Annotated in this window: 16 protein-coding genes, 1 tRNA gene and 3 pseudogenes; 12 read left to right on the plus strand and 8 right to left on the minus strand. The window is 64.4% G+C overall.

Annotation, left to right across the window (positions count from 1 at the left end; translation table 11 throughout):
* Window positions 1–10 precede the first annotated feature (10 nt).
* Together ONR75_RS05190 and ONR75_RS05195 are read right to left on the minus strand one after the other, a co-directional pair.
* The gene (locus ONR75_RS05190; RefSeq protein ID WP_265081677.1) at window positions 11–1,834 is read right to left on the minus strand and encodes a glucan ABC transporter ATP-binding protein/ permease; all 1,824 of its coding nucleotides are present in this window, start codon (window positions 1,832–1,834) and stop codon (window positions 11–13) included.
* A 134-nt stretch (window positions 1,835–1,968) separates the two neighbouring features.
* Entirely contained in the window at window positions 1,969–3,018 is a 1,050-nt protein-coding gene (locus ONR75_RS05195) for an ABC transporter substrate-binding protein (protein ID WP_413776439.1), read from the minus strand.
* Window positions 3,019–3,252: 234 nt separating this feature from the next.
* On the opposite strand from ONR75_RS05195, the gene ONR75_RS05200 reads away from it, so the two are divergent.
* From ONR75_RS05200 to ONR75_RS05245, 10 genes and pseudogenes are all read left to right on the plus strand, one after another.
* Window positions 3,253–3,651 (plus strand): hypothetical protein, encoded by a 399-nt coding sequence (locus ONR75_RS05200; RefSeq protein ID WP_265081679.1) that lies wholly within the window; start codon window positions 3,253–3,255, stop codon window positions 3,649–3,651.
* A 138-nt stretch (window positions 3,652–3,789) separates the two neighbouring features.
* Complete coding sequence (gene hisE, locus ONR75_RS05205) at window positions 3,790–4,188, plus strand: phosphoribosyl-ATP diphosphatase (RefSeq protein ID WP_265081680.1); 399 nt, start codon at window positions 3,790–3,792, stop codon at window positions 4,186–4,188.
* 54 nt (window positions 4,189–4,242) lie between these two features.
* The gene (locus ONR75_RS05210; protein WP_265081681.1) at window positions 4,243–4,824 is read left to right on the plus strand and encodes a YqaA family protein; all 582 of its coding nucleotides are present in this window, start codon (window positions 4,243–4,245) and stop codon (window positions 4,822–4,824) included.
* The gene (locus tag ONR75_RS05215; RefSeq protein WP_265081682.1) at window positions 4,772–5,482 is read left to right on the plus strand and encodes a hypothetical protein; all 711 of its coding nucleotides are present in this window, start codon (window positions 4,772–4,774) and stop codon (window positions 5,480–5,482) included. The genes ONR75_RS05210 and ONR75_RS05215 overlap by 53 nt, the downstream gene beginning before the upstream one ends.
* A 139-nt stretch (window positions 5,483–5,621) precedes the next feature.
* The gene (locus ONR75_RS05220; RefSeq protein ID WP_265081683.1) at window positions 5,622–6,590 is read left to right on the plus strand and encodes an NAD(P)H-dependent flavin oxidoreductase; all 969 of its coding nucleotides are present in this window, start codon (window positions 5,622–5,624) and stop codon (window positions 6,588–6,590) included.
* 77 nt (window positions 6,591–6,667) lie between these two features.
* Window positions 6,668–7,441, plus strand: a complete 774-nt coding sequence (locus ONR75_RS05225; RefSeq protein ID WP_265081684.1) for a thioesterase family protein — start codon at window positions 6,668–6,670, stop codon at window positions 7,439–7,441.
* Window positions 7,442–7,528: 87 nt separating this feature from the next.
* Window positions 7,529–9,024 (plus strand): annotated as a pseudogene (locus ONR75_RS05230) (ATPase domain-containing protein).
* A pseudogene (locus tag ONR75_RS32710) lies at window positions 9,021–11,074 on the plus strand (ATP-binding protein). The pseudogenes ONR75_RS05230 and ONR75_RS32710 overlap by 4 nt, the downstream one beginning before the upstream one ends.
* A 108-nt stretch (window positions 11,075–11,182) precedes the next feature.
* Window positions 11,183–11,431 (plus strand): hypothetical protein, encoded by a 249-nt coding sequence (locus ONR75_RS05240; RefSeq protein ID WP_265081685.1) that lies wholly within the window; start codon window positions 11,183–11,185, stop codon window positions 11,429–11,431.
* Between the two features lie 116 nt (window positions 11,432–11,547).
* On the plus strand, window positions 11,548–12,216 hold the full coding sequence (locus ONR75_RS05245; protein ID WP_265081686.1) for a hypothetical protein: 669 nt from the start codon (window positions 11,548–11,550) through the stop codon (window positions 12,214–12,216).
* A 3-nt stretch (window positions 12,217–12,219) separates the two neighbouring features.
* On the opposite strand, the gene ONR75_RS05250 is transcribed toward ONR75_RS05245, so the two are convergent.
* Entirely contained in the window at window positions 12,220–13,233 is a 1,014-nt protein-coding gene (locus ONR75_RS05250) for an LLM class flavin-dependent oxidoreductase (RefSeq protein ID WP_265081687.1), read from the minus strand.
* A gap of 206 nt (window positions 13,234–13,439) precedes the next feature.
* On the opposite strand from ONR75_RS05250, the gene zigA reads away from it, so the two are divergent.
* Window positions 13,440–14,663 (plus strand): zinc metallochaperone GTPase ZigA, encoded by a 1,224-nt coding sequence (gene zigA, locus ONR75_RS05255; protein WP_265081688.1) that lies wholly within the window; start codon window positions 13,440–13,442, stop codon window positions 14,661–14,663.
* A gap of 25 nt (window positions 14,664–14,688) precedes the next feature.
* On the opposite strand, the gene ONR75_RS05260 is transcribed toward zigA, so the two are convergent.
* The 4 genes and pseudogenes from ONR75_RS05260 to ONR75_RS05275 all read right to left on the minus strand — a co-directional run bounded on the left by ONR75_RS05260 (window position 14,689) and on the right by ONR75_RS05275 (window position 17,947).
* Complete coding sequence (locus ONR75_RS05260; RefSeq protein ID WP_265081689.1) at window positions 14,689–16,269, minus strand: GMC family oxidoreductase; 1,581 nt, start codon at window positions 16,267–16,269, stop codon at window positions 14,689–14,691.
* Window positions 16,270–16,424: 155 nt separating this feature from the next.
* Window positions 16,425–17,149, minus strand: a pseudogene (locus ONR75_RS05265) (Crp/Fnr family transcriptional regulator).
* Between the two features lie 288 nt (window positions 17,150–17,437).
* Window positions 17,438–17,686 carry a hypothetical protein gene (locus ONR75_RS05270; RefSeq protein ID WP_265081690.1) on the minus strand — a complete coding sequence of 83 codons (249 nt, stop codon included), beginning with the start codon at window positions 17,684–17,686 and terminating at the stop codon, window positions 17,438–17,440.
* Window positions 17,687–17,862: 176 nt separating this feature from the next.
* Window positions 17,863–17,947, minus strand: a tRNA-Leu gene (locus tag ONR75_RS05275).
* A 178-nt stretch (window positions 17,948–18,125) separates the two neighbouring features.
* Between ONR75_RS05275 and ONR75_RS05280 the strand changes: the two genes are divergently transcribed.
* Complete coding sequence (locus ONR75_RS05280; protein WP_265081691.1) at window positions 18,126–18,671, plus strand: disulfide bond formation protein B; 546 nt, start codon at window positions 18,126–18,128, stop codon at window positions 18,669–18,671.
* 8 nt (window positions 18,672–18,679) lie between these two features.
* Here the strand turns inward: ONR75_RS05280 and ONR75_RS05285 are convergent, their stop codons facing one another.
* Entirely contained in the window at window positions 18,680–19,744 is a 1,065-nt protein-coding gene (locus ONR75_RS05285; RefSeq protein ID WP_265081692.1) for an AbrB family transcriptional regulator, read from the minus strand.
* Between the last annotated feature and the right edge of the window lie 59 nt (window positions 19,745–19,803).

A 19,803-nucleotide genomic window follows, 5' to 3' on the forward strand; every position in this document is an offset into this window, starting at 1 on the left:
ATGAAGGCGGCTAAATTTCGACGTGTCCCGGTGCCGCGGCCATGGCCGGGCCTGCTTCGGGAAGGTTCAGGCTCGCGCGGGCATTCTCCTGCACCATGAATTGCGCCGTCGCCAGCGCCGCGAAATGGCCGCCCTGCGCCACCAGTTCGTCGAACGTTCCGCTTTCGATCACCCGGCCGCCCTCGAATACGAGAATGCGCGTGGCGTTGCGGATGGTCGACAGCCGGTGCGCGATCACGAAGGTGGTGCGGCCCTTCATCACTTCATCGAGAGCGACGTTGACCTTGGCTTCGGTGACCGCGTCGAGTGCGCTGGTGGCTTCGTCGAGGATCAGGATCGGCGGATCCTTCAGCAGCGCGCGGGCGATCGACAGCCGCTGCCGCTCGCCGCCGGACAGCATGCGCCCGCGCTCGCCGGCATTGGTCTCGAAGCCGCGTTCGCTGCGCTCGATGAAATCCAGCGCCTGGGCGCGGCGTGCGGCCGTGCGCATCTCCTCCTCGGTGGCATCCGGCTTGCCGACGCGCAGGTTGTCGGCGATCGAGCGGTTGAACAGCAGCGCCTCCTGGAACACCACGCCGATGTTGCGCCGCAGCCCCGCCAGGGTCAGGCCCCGCACGTCCATGCCGTCGATCTTGATGACGCCGGATTGCGGATCGAAAGCCCGATGCAGCAACGCGATCGCCGTCGACTTGCCGGCCCCGGTGGCGCCGACCAGCGCGATGGTCTGCCCCGGCAGCGCGGTGAAGGACAGGTCGGCGATCGCCGGCCGCTTGCCGTCATAGGAAAACGATACGTTGTTGAATTCGACGAGGCCCTGCAGGCGGCCGGGATCGATGGCGTCGATGCGGTCGCGCACCGCCGGCACGGCGTCCAGCACGTTGAAGAATTCCTGCAGCCGCGGCGCTTCCATGAACACGCTGTTGATGAAGCTGACCACCTGCTCGAGCTTCTGGATCAGCATGGTGGCGAAGGAGACGAACATCACGATCTCGCCGACCGTGGTGAGGCCCTGCTGATGCAGCGCGATGCCCACGGTGAAGATCGCCAGCACGGTGATGGTGGTGGAGGCGCGCGTCATCACCGTGACCAGCGCCCACCACGACAGCACCGGCATCTGCACCGCCAGCAACTGGCTGGCGACGCTGCGCAGGCTCTGCACCTCGGCGTCGACGCGGACGAAGCTCTGTACCAGTGCGACATTGCCCAGCGCATCGGAAGCGCGCGCAGAGAGGTCGCTGTAGTGGCCCTCGACCTCGCTCTGCAGCCCGTAGGTCTTGCGCACCACCAGCGTGGTCAGCACCGTGAAGACGACGCACAGGATGAACAGCAGGGTCGCCAGCCGCCAGTTGATGTACAGCGACAGCGGCAGCAGCACGATCAGCGACACGATGGAGGCGAAGTGCTCGCGGAAGAAGCCGAGCCACAGCCGCCACAGGGCGTCGGTGCCCTGCAGCATCACCTTCATCAGCCGGCCGGAATGGGTGCCGGTGTGATAGGTGAGCGGCAGCTGCATGATGTGCTCGAAATAGTCGGTCAGCACCGCCTGACGCTGGCGATGCGCCAGCCGGTCGGCGTTCAGCGCGACGATGGCGCCGCAGCCGATGGTGAACAGGCCGAAGCCCACCCAGGCGGCCAGCAGCGGCCATGGCGAGCCGACCCTGGTTTCCAGCGCGCCGGTGGACAGGTTACCCGACAGCACGTCGATGATGCGGCCGAACAAGACCGGCTCGGCGAATTGCGCCGCGGCCAGCAGCAGGTTGGCGCCAGCCAGGATCCAGCCGAGCCGCGTCTCCTTGCCCAGCAGTTGCAGCACGCGGGTGTAAAGTCGGATCATGGAGGGGAGGCCTGCCAGGGAGCTCAGGGACTGACGATTGGACTTGCGGTAGGCTGCCACAGGTTTGCCGCAACGCCGCCACAAGCCATTCTAGGCAAGGTCGACGGCGGAATACAGCGGCTCGCGCCAGTTGTTCAGTCGATCTTGCGCCCCGCCGGGTCCGGCAAGAAGGTGCCGTCGAAAATATCGGCGACTGACGGCCGTTTGCGGAAGCTGAAATCCTCCGCGATCTCGCCGAGCGATGCCTCGAAGCGGGCGGGATCGAGCCCGCCGAGCCCGTCGCGCTTGACGTCGTCGGTCAGGATGTTGTCGTGCATCACGATGCGCAGCCGTTCGCGTTCGAGCTCGCGCGACCCGCCGTCCATCTGGGCGATGACGTCATCGATCGCCTGCGCCGGCTGGCTGATGGCGAGCCGCATGCCGGCGGTCACCGCGCGCAGGAAGCTGCGCACCGCCTCCGGCCGGTCCGCAGCAAATTTCGGATTGACGATCACCACCGTGCCGTAGGCCACGGAGCCGTAATCGGCATAGCGAAATACCGCAAGATCGTCGGCCGGCACGCCGCGGTTACGCAGATTGACCGCCGACAGATAGGAAAATCCGGTCACGGCATCGAGCTGGCCTGCAGACAGCATGGGCTCGCGCACCGCGGGGCTGATCTTCTCCTGCTTGACGTTGGCCAGCTTGATGCCGTTGCGCCGCGCCAGTGCCGGCCATAGCCGGATCGCGAGATCGCCGTCGGCGACGCCGATGGTCTTGCCGTCGAGGCTGCTCAGCGCCGAGACGCCGCGGCTGTGTCGCGCCACGATGGCGTAGGGCGCCTTGTTGAGGAATACGAAGACTGCCTTCACCGGGGCCGCATCGGCGCCGTCGCGGTAGCGGATCAGGGCATTGAGATCGGCCAGCGCCAGATCGCTGGCGCCCGAGGCGATGCGGGTGATGGTGTCGCGCGTGCCGCTGGCGACGTTGGTTGAGACGTTCAGCCCTTCGGCACGAAACAGGCCGCGCGTGCTCGCCATGACGAACGGCGCAGCCACCGCATCGATGGCGCGATCAAGTGAAAACTGAACCGCGACGGGAGGCCGGGCTTCGTCGGCATGTGTCGCAGGGATAGCGGCAAGGCTCAATGTGCTGAGCCAGAAAGCCAGAAGCCGCCGTGAGAATATCGTCGCAAGACTACGCATTGAGGCACTAACACCAAGTCGGAGGGCGACAGTTGCCATTCCGGCATGTTGGATTGATGACCGCGGCTGCGGCATCTTGCCCTCATCATCCTGCGCGATCAAACGTGAACGTCAGGTGAGCGCCTTTATTCCGCCACCGATCGTTCAGCTCCGGTTCGGCTTCGGGAACTCATAGTGACCCAAGTGGTTAGTGATCGAGGCCCGCAGGGCCAGACGACCACGGAGGACATTTAGATGTTCACTCGTACGGGATTGTTTCATTCCAAAGGCCGCGCTGCCATTTTGGCTACTGTTGCGGCTGTGGCTATTTCGGCAGTGGCGCCGACGGCTGTGATGGCCGCACCGGCTGCCGATGGCGCGTACAGCCATGCGGCATCGACCTCGACCGATTTCAGTTCGGCGCGCCGTCGTCACTATCGCCGTGGCGGTGGTAATGCCGCCGGGCTGGCTGCGTTCGGTGCCATTGTCGGTACCATCGGCGCGATCGCCGCCTCGCAAAATCGCCGCGACTATTACTATGATCGCGGCCCGGCCTACTATGGCGGCCACGGATACTACGGCGGCGGCCCCGGTTATTACGGCGGAGGGCCGGCCTATTACGGTGGCGGCCCGGGCTATTACGGCGGTTATTGACGCTTAACAGCAGCGTTCCGACCAATTCCGCATTGGAACAGGCAATCGCCGGTCGTGTGAGCGGCCGGCGATTGTCGTGAGATCTGGCGGTTCATCCGCATTAACCCGCTAACCACGGTTTGCAGCTAGCCTGCTGTCATGAGTGATTCGCTGGATCGTCTTTACCGGGCAGTGATCGCAGCCAAGGATCTCGATCCTGCCACGTCGCGAACCGCGCGCCTGTTCCAGCGCGGCCCCGCCAGGATGGCCAAGAAGCTGGCCGAAGAGGCCATCGAGGTCGTGATCGACGCGGTCAATGACAGGCCGGACGCTGTAATCCGCGAAAGCGCCGAATTGCTTTACAATCTCACCGTGCTCTGGGCCTCCGTGGGCGTGAAGCCTGGCCAGATCTGGGCCGAGATGGACCGGCGAGACCGGATGTTCGGAATCGCCGAAAAGCTTCCCAAACCTCCCAAACGCCCCCGGCAGGTCGACGCCCAGCCCTCAGGGCGACGAATTGTCACGCTCGAAGGCGCGCGACGACGAAAGCTCGCCTGACATTTCATCGCCGCACGGCATGGACAAATCCACGCCACGGTGGTTCATCGCGCCATGCTCAGACGTATCTATGATTGGTGCATCGACGCCGCCCACAAGCCCTATGCAATCTGGTTGATGGGGGCCGTGTCGTTCGCGGAAAGTTCGTTCTTTCCAATACCGCCGGACGTGATGCTGATTCCGATGTCGCTGGCGCGACCGGAGCGGGCCTGGCTCTATGCCCTGGTCTGCACGGTCACGTCGGTGGCCGGCGGCATTGTCGGATATCTGATCGGCGCCCTGCTTTATGACTCGGTCGGCCATTGGCTGATTCAGCTGTATGGCTATGGCGACAAGGTCGAGGCGTTCCGGGCCGGCTACGCCGAGTATGGGGCCTGGATCATCCTGCTGAAGGGCTTGACGCCGATTCCCTTCAAGCTCGTCACAATCACGTCGGGCTTTGCCAATTATAACATCTGGATGTTCATCGGGTTGTCGTTTATCGCCCGCGGCGGCCGGTTCTTCCTGGTGGCCATCCTGCTCAACCGCTATGGCGTCTGGATCCGCGAAAACATCGAGAAGCGTCTGGGCCTGTGGGTGGCGCTTGCCGCCGGTGTGCTGGTGCTCGGCTTCATTATCGCTTTCCGCCTGCTCTGATCCGCGACGCTTTCCCCGCAGCAACGCTCGGGGTACGTTTCGCGTCATGTCTGACTCGATCAATGCGTTCGCGCGCCATCGCAGTTTCACGATCGCCGTCCTGGTGGCGCTCATGATCGCCGCGATGGATGGCGCCCGGGCGCAGGCGCCAGCTCCATCTCCGCCAATCAAGTCGGTGATTATCCAGGTCGCGCCCGCGCCTGCCGCCGCGCCCGCTCCGGCTCCGGATCAGGCCGCGCCCGTCGTACAGGCGCCACCGGCTGCCTCGGTGCCGGCTGAGGCCGTGCCTGAAACGCGCGACAATCCCGGTCTCATGAATGAGCTGGGAAAGTTGTTCAAGGCGCCGACATGGACACTGCCGGCGATGCCGTCGCTTCCCGCCCTTCCGTCTTTGAACAATTTCGGTCAATCCAGCGACGGATTGCCCCAGCTGACCACGGTGGTCAAAGGACGCGTGGTCTGTCCGGTGTCGGCCAATGGCGCGCCGGATTGCAAGGCAGCCTCCGACAAGCTCTGCCAGGGCAAGGGGTTCAACGAGGGCAAAAGCCTCGACACCGACTCCGCCCAGAGTTGCTCGCGAAAGTCTTTTATGACCGGCAACAAGGCCGACGACGTCTGCAAGACTGAAAGCTACGTCACCCGCGCGCTCTGCCAGTAAACGGGTATGGGGTCGGCGAATTTCCGCGACCGCGCGATTGCTTTCCTGCCTTGGGTTCTGGCATCGTCCGCCGGCCCAACGGGCAGGCGCCGAAGGAAATTCCGTTTCGCGCAAAATAAAAACAAGACGAGGAAGCTCCATGTCCATGCCTGCTTTGTTCAAGAATCGCCTGTCGATTCCGGTGATCGGTGCGCCGCTGTTCATCATTTCGGTGCCGGCGCTGGTGATCGCGCAGTGCAAGGCTGGCATCGTCGGCTCATTTCCGGCGCTGAATGCGCGACCGCCGGAATTGCTCGACGAGTGGCTGAGCCAGATCAAGGAAGAGCTTGCCGCCCATGACAAGGCGCATCCGGAGCGTCTGTCGGCCCCCTTCGCGGTGAACCAGATCGTGCATAAATCCAATAACCGGCTCGAGCACGATCTGGCCGTCTGCGAGAAGCACAAGGTGCCGATGATGATCACATCGCTCGGCGCCCGCGAGGAGCTGAACCAGGCCGCGCATGGCTGGGGCTGCATCGTGTTTCACGACGTGATCAATCAGCGCTTCGCACACAAGGCGGTAGAGAAGGGCGCCGACGGCCTCATCCTGGTGTCGGCCGGCGCCGGCGGCCATGCCGGCGAAATCTCGCCGCTTGCTTTTGTCGCTGAGACGCGGCAGTGGTTCGACGGGCCCGTCGCGTTGTCGGGCGCGATCGCCAACGGCCGCGCGATCCGCGCTGCACGTGTTCTCGGTGCAGATTTCGCCTATATCGGCTCGGCCTTCATCGCCACCACCGAAGCCAACGCCGTGCCGGGTTACAAGGACATGATCGCTGCCTCGGCTGCCGAGGACATCGTCTACTCGAACCTGTTTACCGGCATTCACGGCAACTACCTGAAGCCCTCCATCGTCGCTGCCGGCATGGACCCCGACAATCTTCCGGAATCCGATGCCACCAAGATGAATTTCGGCACCGACAGCAACGGCGAGCGCCCCAAGCCGAAGGCGTGGAAGGAAATCTGGGGCAGCGGCCAGGGCATCGGCAGCGTCGGCAAGGTGGTGCCGGTGGCGGAATTGATCGCGCGTTTCAAGAAGGAATATGACGAAGCGATCGATCCGCCGCTGTAGAGCCCGGGTCCCCAAGGCGGCGCGGCATGCCTCGGGCCGCTCCGCGGAGCCTGCACGAGACTTGAGAGATTCGCTTGATGGACTTCATCTATCGCGTGGACGGCAATCACGTCCTCACCTCTCCGCACGCCGCGGGTCCGTGGAACGCGACCATGCAGCACGGGTCGGCGCCGTCGGCGCTGGTGACGTGGCTGGCCGAGCGGATGCCTGCGGCATCGCCGATGCAGGTCGTGCGGGTGACCGTCGACCTCCTGCGGCCGGTGCCCGTGGCGCCGCTCAGCTTCGAGACCGAGGTGCTGCGCGAAGGCCGCAAGATCCAGCTTTGTGGCGTCAGGCTGCTGGCAGATGGTGTGGTCGTTGTGCGCGCCACGGTGCTGAAGGTCCGGGTCGAGGCGCAGGCGCTGCCTGCGGAGGTCGTCGATTCCCCACTCGACCTTCCCCTGCCGGACCAGGGAGGATTGCTGGAGCCGAAACATGCCAGCAGTCCGTTTGTTGCCGGCATGACGGTGCGGGCGGTGCGCGGTGGCTTCCTCAAACTCGGGCCCGGCGCGATCTGGTACCGGCTCAACCGGCCGATCATCGAGGGGGCGCCGATTTCCCAGGTCATGCGCGCGGTGGTCGCCGCCGATTTCAGCAACGGAACGTCGAGCGTCCTGAGCTTCGACCACTGGACGTTCTTGAATGCCGACCTTTCCGTCAGCCTGTCGCGACCGCCTGTGGGCGACTGGATCCTGCTGGATTCCGAAAGCTGGATCGGGCCCACCGGTGCCGGCATCGCCGCCTCGCGGCTCGCCGACATCAACGGCTACTTTGGCCGGGCCGTGCAGAGCCTGGTGATCGAGCAACGCTGAACCGAGCCCACTTGCGGGGCGAAAAAACCGTGCGATGGCAGGGAACTCGCTGCAATCGTGGTGGTTATTCGACGTTAGGGGGTTCCGATGAGTTCTGAACTTGCACCCGAAGATCGGGCGAAAACCGGTATTTGGGGTCTGGATAATATCCTGTCCGGTGGTTTTACGCGCGGTCACCTGTTTCTCGTGGAAGGCGCGCCGGGCACCGGCAAGACCACTGTTGCTCTGCAGTTTCTCCTGGAGGGCGCCCGTACCGGGGAAAATGCCTCTATATCACCCTGTCCGAGACCGATCCTGAGCTGCGCGACGGTGCGGCTTCACATGGCTGGACCCTCGGCGAAGGCATCGAGGTCTTCGAACTTCTGCCTCCCGAAAGCCTGCTGGATTCCGAGCAGCAGCAGAGCCTGCTGTATTCCTCGGACCTTGAGCTCGGGGAAACTACCAAGCAGATCTTCGAGGCGGTCGAACGCGTCAAGCCGAGCCGGGTCGTGCTCGACAGCCTGTCTGAAATCAGGCTGCTGGCGCAGAGCTCGCTGCGCTATCGCCGGCAGATCCTCTCCATCAAGCACTATTTCGCACGGTTCAACACCACGGTCATGCTGCTGGACGATCTCACCGCCGACGTGGCCGACAAGACCGTGCATAGCGTTGCCCATGGCGTTTTGCGCCTGGAGGAACTGGCGCCGTCCTATGGCGCCGAGCGCCGCCGCGCCCGCGTGATCAAGTATCGTGGCGTGAAATTCCGCGGCGGCTACCACGACGTCACCATTTCCACCGGCGGGTTGAACATCTTCCCAAGGTTGGTGGCCTCGGAATTCCGCAACAATCTGGCCCGCACAACGAAGTCATCCGGGATCGCCGAATTCGACCAGTTGCTCGGCGGCGGAGTCGAAACCGGATCGAGCACGCTGGTGCTGGGACCGGCCGGCACCGGCAAATCAATCGCCGCGATCGTCAACGTCGTGGCCGCGGTGAAGCGCGGAGAAAAGGCCGCGATGTTCGTGCTCGATGAGGAGCTTGGTCTGCTGTTCGATCGCATGAAAGGTCTTGGCATCGATCTCGCCGAGATGCAGCGAAGCGGAAAGCTGTTCGTGGAGCAGGTCGATGCGGCCGAACTGTCGCCCGGCGAATTCGCGCATCGCGTTCGCAAGCAGATCGACGACCATGATATCAAGACCGTGGTGATCGACAGTCTCAACGGTTATCAGGCTTCGATGCCTGAGGAGAACTCGCTGATCCTGCATATGCACGAGCTGCTGCAGTATCTGAATCGCCGTGGCGCTGCGACGTTCATGACGGTTGCGCAGCACGGTCTGGTGGGTGACATGAAGGCGCCGATCGACGTCACCTATCTGGCCGACACCGTGATCCTGCTGCGCTATTTCGAAGCGACAGGCAGCGTGCGGCGGGCGATTTCGGTGATCAAGAAGCGTACCGGCAATCACGAGACGACGATCCGCGAATACCGGATCGACCGCCGCGGCCTGACCATCGGGGCCCCGCTCAGCGAATTCCAGGGCGTGTTGCGCGGCGTCCCGATTTATGGCGGCGTCAGCCCGTTGCTGGAGGAGCAGGCCTCGTGAAGCCGGGCCTGTCCTCCGAACGCGCGGTCATTCTGGCCCCTACCGGCCGCGACGCTGCGGTGGCGGAGGCGCTGATCCGCGAGGCTGGTTTTTACGCGCAGGCCTGCGCGGATTTTACAGCTCTGGTGCAGGAGATCGAGGGCGGTGCAGGACTGGCGGTGATCGCCGACGAGGCGATCAAGACCGCCGATCTGCGCCGGCTGGTGACCTGGCTCCACGACCAGCCGTCATGGTCGGATTTCCCCATCGTATTGCTGACCCGGCAGGGCGGCGGCCCCGAACGCAACCCCGATGCGGCAAGGCTCGGACAGTTGCTCGGCAACGTCACCTTCATCGAGCGCCCGTTTCACCCCACCACTTTGGTGAGCATCGTTGGCTCGGCGGTGCGCGGGCGACGCCGGCAATACCAGACGCGCGCCATTCTCGAAGATCTCACCGAAAGCGAAGAGCTGCTGCAGACGGCGCTCAACGCCGGCCGGCTGGGCGCGCTGGAGCTGCATCTTCCGACGCTGGAACTCGAAGTTTCGGATGCCTGCAAGTCGTTCTTCGGACGAAAGGCGGGGCAGCCCTTCACTTTTGAGGACCTGCAGGCATCGATATATCCGGACGATCGCGAGCGCCGCCAGCAGGCTCTCGACCTGACCCTTGCCAATGGCAGCGACTACAATGTCGAGTATCGCAATATATGGCCGGACGGCACCGTGCATTGGGTGGAGACCCGCGCGCGGACCATTCGCGGCCCCGACGGCAAGGTCAAATCGCTGGTCGGCGTGTCCCTCGATATCACCGCACGAAAGACCGTCGACATCGAGCGGGAAACGCTGCTCGACCAGCTCGCAGCCGAACGCACGGCGCTGGCCGAACTCACCGCCACGCTGGAACAGCGCGTGGAGGAGCGCACGGCCGATCTGATGAAGGAAGTCGCGGCCCGCGAAAAGGCCCAGGAGCAGCTGCGCCAGGCGCAGAAGATGGAGACCATCGGCCAGCTCACCGGCGGCGTCGCGCATGACTTCAACAATCTGCTGATGGCCGTCATGGGCAATCTGGACTTGCTGCGCAAGCGCATCCCCGACGACCCGCGCATGCACCGGCTGATCGACGGCGCGATGCAGGGGCCGAGCGCGGCGCGTCGCTGACCCAGCGGCTGCTGGCATTTGCGCGGCAGCAGGATCTCAAGGTGGTACCGGTCGATCTGGGCGCGCTGATCCGTGGCATGATCGATCTGCTTGAGCGTTCGCTCGGTCCCCGTGTTGCGCTGAATATCGATATCCCCGAGGGCCTGCCGCCGGCACGGATCGATGCCAACCAGCTGGAGCTTGCGATCCTCAATCTGGCAATCAACGCGCGCGACGCCATGCAGGATGGCGGGGCGATCGACATCAAGGTGTCCCGGCACGCGGTCAACAACGACCCCGCTTTGACACCCGGCGACTATCTGAAGGTGTCGGTGATCGACAACGGCAGCGGCATGTCGCCGGAGACGCTGAAAAAGGCGATTGAGCCGTTTTTCTCGACCAAGCCGCTGGGCAAGGGCACCGGCCTCGGCCTGTCGATGGTGCATGGCCTCGCGGTGCAACTCGGCGGCACCCTCGAACTCTGCAGCGTGGTGGGACGCGGTACGACGGCGACCCTGGTGTTGCCCGTCACCACCAAAGCCCCGGCATCCACCGGCGCAGGTCAGGTCACGCGCAACGCCGCGCGCTCGGCGGTGATCCTGTTCGTCGATGATGATCCGCTGATCGCCATGTCCACCACGGAGATGCTGGAAGATCTGGGTCACCGGGTCATCGGCGTCAATTCCGGCCGCCATGCGCTGGATATTTTACGCAGCGAACAACCGCTCGATCTGATGATGACCGATCACGTGATGCCGGGAATGACCGGCATCGAACTTGCCGCTGCCTCGCGGGAGGTGCGGCCGTCGCTGCCGATCCTGCTTGCGACCGGCTATGCGGAACTGCCTGAGGGCACGCAGCTCGATCTGCCGCGGCTGGCGAAGCCCTATCATCAGGACCAGTTGCGGGAGCGGCTCGATCAACTGCTGGGCTGACCCGAAGGGAACCCGCGATGCCGCGATTAATGGTTCGTTAACCAGGGCTGGATCAAGAATGGGCGGTTGAGAATCGCGCGGCGCGCAATTGGACACAGGGCGGTTGCCATGGATTTCGAAGCCTGTTTCGAGAAGACGCCAGCTACCATCGCAGAGATCAAGGCGCGGGTGGCCTTTGCCTTCGAGCGTCATCCGCTGTGCCGCAACGTCGAATTCGACATCGTCAGCACGCCGCGTGCCGCCAAAGGTGCCAACTGGACCATCAGCATGCAGTCCATCGCGCCGGACGCGCTGTGGGAAGCCTCCGATATCGTGGCCGATATCCAGGACGCCTATGTGCTTGAGTTGGCTGCCTAAGTTGGGTTTAGCCAATTCGGGCTCGGTCCGCCTCCGGACTGGCATGGTTAAGCCTCATTTATTCTCCATTTGTGAGGACGATCGACGATAGTTTCGTCGCTGCAGTGGAGACAGGCTTGACGCGAACACTGACCATTTGGGCCCTGGCTTGTGTCCTGCTGGCGGGCGGCGCGGTTGCCAGCATCCTTGGCCGCGACAGCGTGCCTTCCGCCCCGTTCGATACGTCGAATTCTGTGGCCGTGGCCCGTGGCCCGGTCTCGAACGCCCAGGGTAAGAAGGACAAGCTGCCAGTGGCCGCCGGACTGCTGGCGTCGGTCGAAACATCGCCATCCGATTCCCTGCAGATTGAATCGCTGCGGCAGGCATTTGCGTCGGAGAGCGCGGCTGTTGTCGCGCCGCCCGGAATCGCCGATCCCGGGATGATCCCGTCGCCAACGCCCGCCAAGCCGAAGCTGGCCGCCAAGCCGCCCGTGCAGAAGAACTATGCATTGCTCAGCGATGCGCAGATCGCCGCCATCAAGGGGCGCCTCAACCTGACCGCTTCTCAGCAGCAAAGCTGGCCGGCCGTCGAGGATGCGCTGCGAGCGATTGCGCGCAAGATCCACGACACAAAGCAGTCCAGGCCGGGCGCCAGCCTCCCGCCGATCGATCCGTCCAGCGCCGAAGTGCAGCAACTGAAATCGGCAGCGATGCCTTTGCTCTTTACGCTGCGCGAAGATCAGAAGCGCGAGGTTCGCTCGCTGGCCCGCATCATCGGCCTCGAACAGGTCGCGTCGCAGATCTGAGACTCAGGCGACGGCTTCTGCCAGCTGCCCTTGCTGACTGCTCTGTGTCGCAGCGATCAGCTCGTACGAATGCAGCCGCGCGCTGTGATCATAGACATCCGACACGATCATCAATTCGTCGGCGCCAGTTTCGGCGACCAGCGCTGCAATGCCTGCGCGCACGGTGTCGGGCGAGCCGACGATCGAGCGCCTCAGCATGCCCATCGCCTGCATCTTCTCGGCGGGCGACCAGTAGGTCTCGATGTCGTCGATCGGCGGCTGGCTGAGGCCGCGGGTGCCGCGGAACATGTTCACGAACGACATCTGCTGCGTCGTCGCCAGGCGCCTGGCTTCCTTGTCGGTGTCGGCGGCGATGATGTTGACGCCGACCATGGCGTAGGGGCGGTCGAGCTGCTCGGACGGCTTGAAGCGGGCGCGGTAGATCGCCAGCGCCTGCAGCAGCTGTTCCGGCGCGAAATGCGAGGCAAAGGCGTAGGGCAGGCCGAGCTCGGCGGCGAGCTGCGCGCCATAGGTGCTTGAGCCCAGAATCCACAGCGGCACGTCGGTGCCGCCGGCCGGCACGGCCTGGATGTTCTGGTTCGGCCCGACCGGGGCGAAGTAGGCCTGCAGCTCGAGCACGTCCTGCGGGAAGTTGTCCGAGCTCTGCAGCGACCGGCGTAAGGCCCGCATGGTCAACTGATCGGTGCCGGGCGCCCGTCCCAGGCCAAGGTCGATACGGCCGGGATACAGCCGTGCCAGGGTGCCGAACTGCTCGGCGATGACGATTGGAGCATGGTTGGGCAGCATGATGCCTCCGGCGCCGACGCGGATCGTCCGGGTGCCCGCCGCGATATGGCTGATCACGATGGACGTTGCGGCACTGGCGATTCCCGCCATGTTGTGATGCTCGGCCACCCAGAACCGTTTGTAGCCCCACTGCTCGGCGTGGCCGGCCAGGTCGCGCGCATTGTCCAGCGCGCCGCGGGCGTCGGTTTCCTGGGTGACACGGACAAGGTCGAGGATCGAAAGGGCGGCCATGGGCAAACTCCTGCAGGGCTCCTTTAACTGGGGGCACAGAAGCGGAATTGCCACGGGCGCAGAGCTGACACGCCGCAATGCCGGGCCCGGTTGAACTTGACAAAGCCACCGGAAGGATTGTTATGTTATAACATAACAAAAATTGGTGCCCATAGCTGCACGCAAGACCCGCCGGTTTCCGTCCCTCAAACGGTTGTTCGATCTCGATGCAAAAACTCCCCGTCACTGTCTTGTCCGGCTTCCTCGGGGCTGGGAAGACCACTTTGCTGAACCATGTGCTGAACAACCGCCACGGCCTGAAGGTTGCGGTGATTGTGAACGACATGAGCGAGGTGAACATCGACGCCGACCTCATTCGCGATGGCGATGCGAAGCTGTCACGCACGAATGAGAAACTGGTCGAGATGACCAACGGCTGCATCTGCTGCACCCTGCGCGACGACCTGCTGCGCGAGGTCCGCATGCTCACCGAGGACGGTCGTTACGACTATCTGCTGATCGAATCGACCGGCATCGCCGAACCGCTGCCGGTCGCCGCCACGTTCGATTTCCGCGACGAGAACGGCGACAGCCTGTCGGACGTCGCACAGCTCGACACCATGGTGACGGTGGTCGATGCGGTGAACCTGCTGAAGGACTATTCCTCGACGGATTTCCTGCAGGATCGCGGCGAGTCGCTGGAGGGCGACCGGCGCACGCTGGTGGATCTGCTGGTCGAGCAGATCGAATTTGCCGACGTGGTGGTGCTGAACAAGGTGAGCGACGCCACGCCGATGCAGCGCGACAACGCACTAAAAATCATCCGCGCGCTCAATCCCGATGCCGACATCGTCGAGGCGGATCTTGCCAAGGTGCCGTTCGACCGCGTGCTCGACACAGGCCGCTTCGATTTCGAAAAGGCCCAGCAGCATCCGCTCTGGTACAAGGAACTGTACGGCTTCGCCGACCACACGCCCGAGACCGAAGAGTATGGCGTGCAGAATTTCGTCTATCGCGCACGGCGGCCTTTCGATCCCGCGAAATTCCAGCAGTTTCTGCGTGAGACCTGGGTCGGCGTAATCCGCAGCAAGGGACATTTCTGGCTGGCGACACGGCCGCAATGGGTCGGCGAACTCAGCCAGGCCGGCGCCATCGTGCGCAGCGAGGGCATGGGATTCTGGTGGGCCAATGTGCCGAGCGACCGCTGGCCCGACGATCCCTATTGGCGACAGTCGCTGAAAAAGAACTGGAACGAGATCTACGGCGACCGTCGGCAGGAGATCGTATTCATCGGCACCGACATGGATGAAGCCGACATTCGCAGCCGGCTCGACGCCTGCCTGGTGTCGGGCAAGCCCGGTATGGACGTCGCGGCCTGGGCCAATCTGTTCGACCCGTTTCCGGCCTGGAAGCGGGCCGAAGATATGGCCAGCCCGCGCGCCGCGGAATGAACCGATCTGAGGCTCGTCGTCCGACCTAACTCGCCAAGGCCGGGACCGCCCCGGCCGTGGTCTTGCGCTTCATCATCCGTGCGATGTGCTCGCCAATCACGACGGTCGTCAGATGGGTGTTGGCGCGGCAATCGGACGGCATGATCGAGGCATCGGCGACGCGCAGGCCCTTGAGCCCCTTCACGGTGCCGTCGGGATTGACCACGCCATTGTCGTCGTCGAAGGCGGTCATGCGGCAGGTGCCGGCGGCATGCTGGATGTCGCCGGTGTCGCGGCGCAGCAGCGCGTCAAGTTCGTGATCCGGCAGCGCCGCCGCTTGCGGCAGGGTCAGGTCGGTGTCGGTGAGGCGGATCCAGTCGGCGATCCCGGCCAGCGCCGGCTGCACGGTCAGCACCGCCAGCCGCTTTACCGCATCGCGCATCCGCAGGATATCGCGAGGGTCGGCGAGCATGTTCTCCTCGACGATCGGATCGATCGACGGATCGATCGACGCCAGCGTCAGGGCACCGCGCGAAAATGCATTGAACAGGCCGGTGCCGATGGCGCCGGGCTTGCCGATGCCGCGATGGTTGAAGGCGATCAGGATCATGTCGCGCTTGCCGCCGCCGGCGAGGCCGGAAGAATAGGTCACGCAGCAGTTGGTGTGGCGGGTATCGGGATCGACCGGGCGGATGTCCTCGCGCAGCTGGATCGTCGTGCGGAACAGCGGATGATCGAAGAAGTTTCTGCCGACCGGGAGGTCGCGCGCGACCGCGATGCCCATGGCTTTCAGCTCGTCGGCGGGGCCGATGCCCGAACGCAGCAGGATCGCCGGGCTGTGAATAGCGCCAGCACACAGCACGATCTCGCGCGCGTCGATCTTCATCGTGCCCTGGCCTTCGATATGGACCACAACACCGGTGGTCTGGCCGTCCTTGATCACCAGCCGGTCGACCAGCGCCTTGCCGCGGATTTCGAGATTGGCACGGCCGCGCGCCGGTTCGAGATAGCCTTCGTTGGTGGATATGCGTCGCAGGTTACGGCTGTTGATGGGATAGCAGGCGGCCCCCTCGCCGTCGGGGCCGTTGACATCGGCGCACCATGGATAGCCCGCTGCCAGCGCGGCGTCGCGCAAGCCGCTGTCGATCGGACCCCATCTGTCTGCGGGCGCGCGATAGACCGGCAGCGGTCCGCCGCGGCCGTGGCCCGGGCTGTCGCCGAATTCCTCGTCGTCCTCGATCACAGAGAATAGCGGCATGACGTCTTTCGCCGCCCAGCCGGTGCAACCCAGCGCCGCCCATTCGTCGAAGGCGTCGGCGACGCCGCGAATGGCGATCTGGCCATTCATCATGGACGAGCCGCCGAGCCCCTTGCCGCGCCAGTAGAAATGCGCGTTCTGGCCGGCGACGCGACGGCTCAACAGGTTGGGCCACTGCCACTTTTCCTGATACTCACGGTTGTGGATGATCGGAATCGGGTTGGGTGTGGTGACCTCCCACGGCGCCTCGCTCGCACGCCAGTCGAGTCCGGCTTCAAGCAGTAGCACGCGCGTTGCGGGGTCTTCCGACAGGCGGGCGGCAAGGGCAGCGCCGGCAGACCCGCCGCCGACGACAATGACATCATACATAGGGTGGGTTCTCACGTTATGGCGAAGGCCCGGGAAGATCGGCGCGCACGTTCAGACGGCCGATCTGACAGCATCCATATCCATTTCTACCGCGTGGGGCATCCCCGCGCGGGTGCATGCCAGCCTCCGCGGCGAAGCCGGCCGGACCACGGCGGTCACAACGGCGGTCGCTTGAGATGCAGATAGGACGGGTCGAAATCGGCGAGGCCGACGAGCCGGTCCCAATGATGAATCACGATCTCGCCGTGACGAAAGTCGACCGAGCCGGTGTCCCGCAGCTCCGATAGCGTGCGGTTGACCGTAGCCAGCGACATGCCGAGCGTTTCGCCCAATTGCCCCAGGGTTATCGGAGTCTGGCACACCTCGTTGTCCGTGAGACCGGAGGCGCGGGACCGGTAGTAAAGCTCGCAGAACAGATGGGCCATGCGACGTTGCGGGGGCGGGCACTGTTGTTCGTGATCGCCTCTCGGAAGATGGCGGCATCGATCAACGTCTCGCGCCAAATGGCAAATGCCAGCGACGGGCGACGGTCGAAGGCCGCCACCAGGTCCTTGTGTGGGATGGAAGCTACGCTCGCCGTGCCGATTGCGCAGACGGTATGGTCCATCTGCTCAACAAAAAGCGCTTGGGAGTCCGGCATGTCCCCGGGCATATGGAAGGATAGATATTGGCGTCGTCCATCCGGTAGCAAGTGGTAGCGCGCCAGAACGCCCCTCACCACCAAAGCGGAAGCCTTGGGGCGATCGCCCTGGCGCACGAAATCCTCTCCGAGACCAAGCTCGCGAACCGTGATGCTGAATGCGCGGATCTCGTTCACATCTTCCTTGTGAAGATGAGAGTGCTCTTTCAACTTGCTGATGAGCAGCGCGTGGGGGTCGATGTTCGCCTCCTTTGGAAGCAGGGCATCGATACCGGAACCGGATATCGAGCGCTTCTTGATCGCAAGGGATAGCACATCGACGGCCGGAAGGCCGTAGAAAGCTCGGTCAGCCGCTTAGGCCGACGTCGCCTCACGGCCGGTCGGCCCTATACGGAGGGCGGCTTGAGGCTGCTGGCGATCCAGCGCGCCGCGACCTCGGCGGAATCGCGACAATCGGGCCCGCTGCACTCATACTGAACGCCTGAGGCTGTTCGTTGTCGCTTCATTGGCAGGCCGCAGGACGGGCATTTAGGAGTGGGCAGGAGATCGGTCATCGTTCGCCTCCCGTTCGGTCAGCAACCGGATGCGGCGTTTGGCCTCGCGCATGCCGACCAGACACAGGCCCAATTCCCGCGCGCGCTTGCGAATAACGTTTTCTCGTCGGTTCAACGCGGCTGTCGCCCGCAGCAGCGTTGCTCCCGTCTTGGCGAGGCACCGAAGCTCCTCATCCTCGCTTTCAGACCACTTTCGACAAAGTGGCGGACGCTTGAAGGTCATGACTTGCAACTCCTGCCGAATGGGGCATCCGATCGAAGCAGATAGGCAAGGTGCCCGCCGCCTCAAATGAGACGGTCGCGAAGGTCACGTCGTGGAGAGATTTGCGTTGCTCGATATCGAAATCGCCGCCGCGCGGTCGACCGATTTGCTGACCCGGTTGGTAACTTTACCGGGAATGGTGCCCCTGGCCGGAATCGAACCAGCACTCCTTGCGGAACTCGATTTTGAGTCGAGCGCGTCTACCAATTCCGCCACAGGGGCCATCGCCACCGCCGGCTGGCCGGGGTCGCGAAGCGGGCGGAATATAGCGGTCGCGCAGTGGGGGTCAACCTGCGGGGTGGCCAAAACGCTCCGGAGTGATCGGAAGTGCGATCGGGGTCGCCTCGACAAGGACCGGGGCACGGGATAGGACGCGCTCAGACACCGGAGCGTCGCGACCATGGCCACCACGTTGAACCGGCCGGCATCCCATGCCGAGCCCATTGCACCCACCCCGGCGCTGCGGGCCGCACTCGCCATCGCCGTCATCGCTGCGGCGACCCTGGCCGGGGCGTGGTTCTTCCAGCTGGTGCTCGGCATCGTGCCCTGTCCGCTGTGCCTCGAACAGCGCTATGCCTATTATCTCGCGGTGCCGCTGGCCGCTCTGGTGGCGACTGCCGCCGCACGGGGTGCGCCGCGCGCGGTGCTGGTGGGCGGCATGTTGCTGCTGGCACTGGCCGCGCTCGGCAATGCCGGGCTCGGCGCCTACCATGCCGGCGTCGAATGGGGCTGGTGGCAGGGGCCGACCGACTGCACCGGGCCGGTCGGCAATCTCGGCAGTGCCGGCAGCCTGCTGGAGCGGCTCAACACGGTCAAGGTGATCCGCTGCGACGAGGTGCAATGGCGCTTTCTCGGCCTGTCGCTGGCCGGCTACAACGTGCTGATCTCGCTGCTGATGGCGGCGATCGCTTTGTGGGGTATCGAGCGGACGGCGCGGCGCGCCTGATCGTCCGTTCAGTCGTCCATGTCGTCCTGCGCCTTGCCGAACAGGTGCACGATGCCGGGCGTGACGATCGACACGTAGATGAAGCGCGACAGGTGATGCGCGCCGACGAAGACGGGATCGATGTGCAGGGTCAGCGCCAGCGCCAGCATGGCGTCCATGGCGCCTGGCGCGAACGCCACCACCACGTCGGAGGGCTTGACCTGGGTGGTCAGGACGATGGCAAGCACGAATACCCCGGAAATGGCGATGGCCACGGCAAACGATCCCAGGGCGGCGTTGATATGGCTGAGAATGGTGCGCGGCCGGATCTTGCCGAAGCGTGACCCGATCAGCGTGCCGATCCCGACCAGCGCGGCGATATAGGCCCATTGCGGCAGCGTGCCCTCGACCAAGCCGGCGCCGTGCAGCACCGATGACGCCATCATCGCGCCGAACATCCAGCTGGCAGGGAAATTGATCCAGCGCATCAGCAGCGACACCGCGACCGCCGCGACCGCCAGCTCGGCCAGCGCCAGCGCGGTGGCGGGCTCGCCGCGCGACGGCAAAGGACCGTGGCCCATCAAGCCGGTGGCAGCGAGCAGCAGCGGCACGGCGCCGGTGAGGATGATGACCCGGAAAATCTGCACGACGGCGATCCCGGCCACGTCGGCCTTGCGCTCGGTGGCCAGCATGACGATCTGCGACAGCGCGCCGGGGCTGCCCGCCAGCAGCGCCGAGGTGCGGTCCCAGCCATGGAAGCGTTGCAGGTAGTGGCTGCTGCCGAAGGTGGAGCAGAATGTTGCCAGTGCCAGCAGGCCGATGGTCAGCGGATAGGCGCTGAGGTTCTTGACCATGGTTGGCGACACCATCGATCCCAGCGACATGCCGAGGGTCATCAGGATGATGTGAGCCATCGGCTGCGGCAGTCCGACCGGACGGCCGGAGATGCCCAGCGTCGCCACGGCGATCATCGCACCGGAGATCAGCCCGCCCGGCAGTTCGGCCAGATAGAACAGCGCCGCGCCAGTTGCGCCTGCCGCCAGCGTTTCGAGCACGCTGCGGATGTCCGATCGGCTGGGAAGGGTGAACTGCATCGATGCCGGGCTGCCGTCGGGCCCAGGGCGAGCCCGTTCGCCTTATGGCAAAGTCCGGC

Source organism: Rhodopseudomonas sp. P2A-2r, assembly GCF_026015985.1.
Taxonomy (GTDB): domain Bacteria; phylum Pseudomonadota; class Alphaproteobacteria; order Rhizobiales; family Xanthobacteraceae; genus Tardiphaga.

Bases quoted from the DNA above. Each gene is read 5' to 3' on its own strand.
- ONR75_RS05190 (WP_265081677.1), bottom strand. From the start codon at position 1,834: ATGATCCGACTTTACACCCGCGTGCTGCAACTGCTGGGCAAGGAGACG.
- ONR75_RS05195 (WP_413776439.1), bottom strand. From the start codon at position 3,018: ATGCGTAGTCTTGCGACGATATTCTCACGGCGGCTTCTGGCTTTCTGG.
- ONR75_RS05200 (WP_265081679.1), top strand. From the start codon at position 3,253: ATGTTCACTCGTACGGGATTGTTTCATTCCAAAGGCCGCGCTGCCATT.
- hisE (WP_265081680.1), top strand. From the start codon at position 3,790: ATGAGTGATTCGCTGGATCGTCTTTACCGGGCAGTGATCGCAGCCAAG.
- ONR75_RS05210 (WP_265081681.1), top strand. From the start codon at position 4,243: ATGCTCAGACGTATCTATGATTGGTGCATCGACGCCGCCCACAAGCCC.
- ONR75_RS05220 (WP_265081683.1), top strand. From the start codon at position 5,622: ATGTCCATGCCTGCTTTGTTCAAGAATCGCCTGTCGATTCCGGTGATC.
- ONR75_RS05225 (WP_265081684.1), top strand. From the start codon at position 6,668: ATGGACTTCATCTATCGCGTGGACGGCAATCACGTCCTCACCTCTCCG.
- ONR75_RS05240 (WP_265081685.1), top strand. From the start codon at position 11,183: ATGGATTTCGAAGCCTGTTTCGAGAAGACGCCAGCTACCATCGCAGAG.
- ONR75_RS05250 (WP_265081687.1), bottom strand. From the start codon at position 13,233: ATGGCCGCCCTTTCGATCCTCGACCTTGTCCGTGTCACCCAGGAAACC.
- zigA (WP_265081688.1), top strand. From the start codon at position 13,440: ATGCAAAAACTCCCCGTCACTGTCTTGTCCGGCTTCCTCGGGGCTGGG.
- ONR75_RS05260 (WP_265081689.1), bottom strand. From the start codon at position 16,269: ATGTATGATGTCATTGTCGTCGGCGGCGGGTCTGCCGGCGCTGCCCTT.
- ONR75_RS05270 (WP_265081690.1), bottom strand. From the start codon at position 17,686: ATGACCTTCAAGCGTCCGCCACTTTGTCGAAAGTGGTCTGAAAGCGAG.
- ONR75_RS05280 (WP_265081691.1), top strand. From the start codon at position 18,126: ATGGCCACCACGTTGAACCGGCCGGCATCCCATGCCGAGCCCATTGCA.
- ONR75_RS05285 (WP_265081692.1), bottom strand. From the start codon at position 19,744: ATGCAGTTCACCCTTCCCAGCCGATCGGACATCCGCAGCGTGCTCGAA.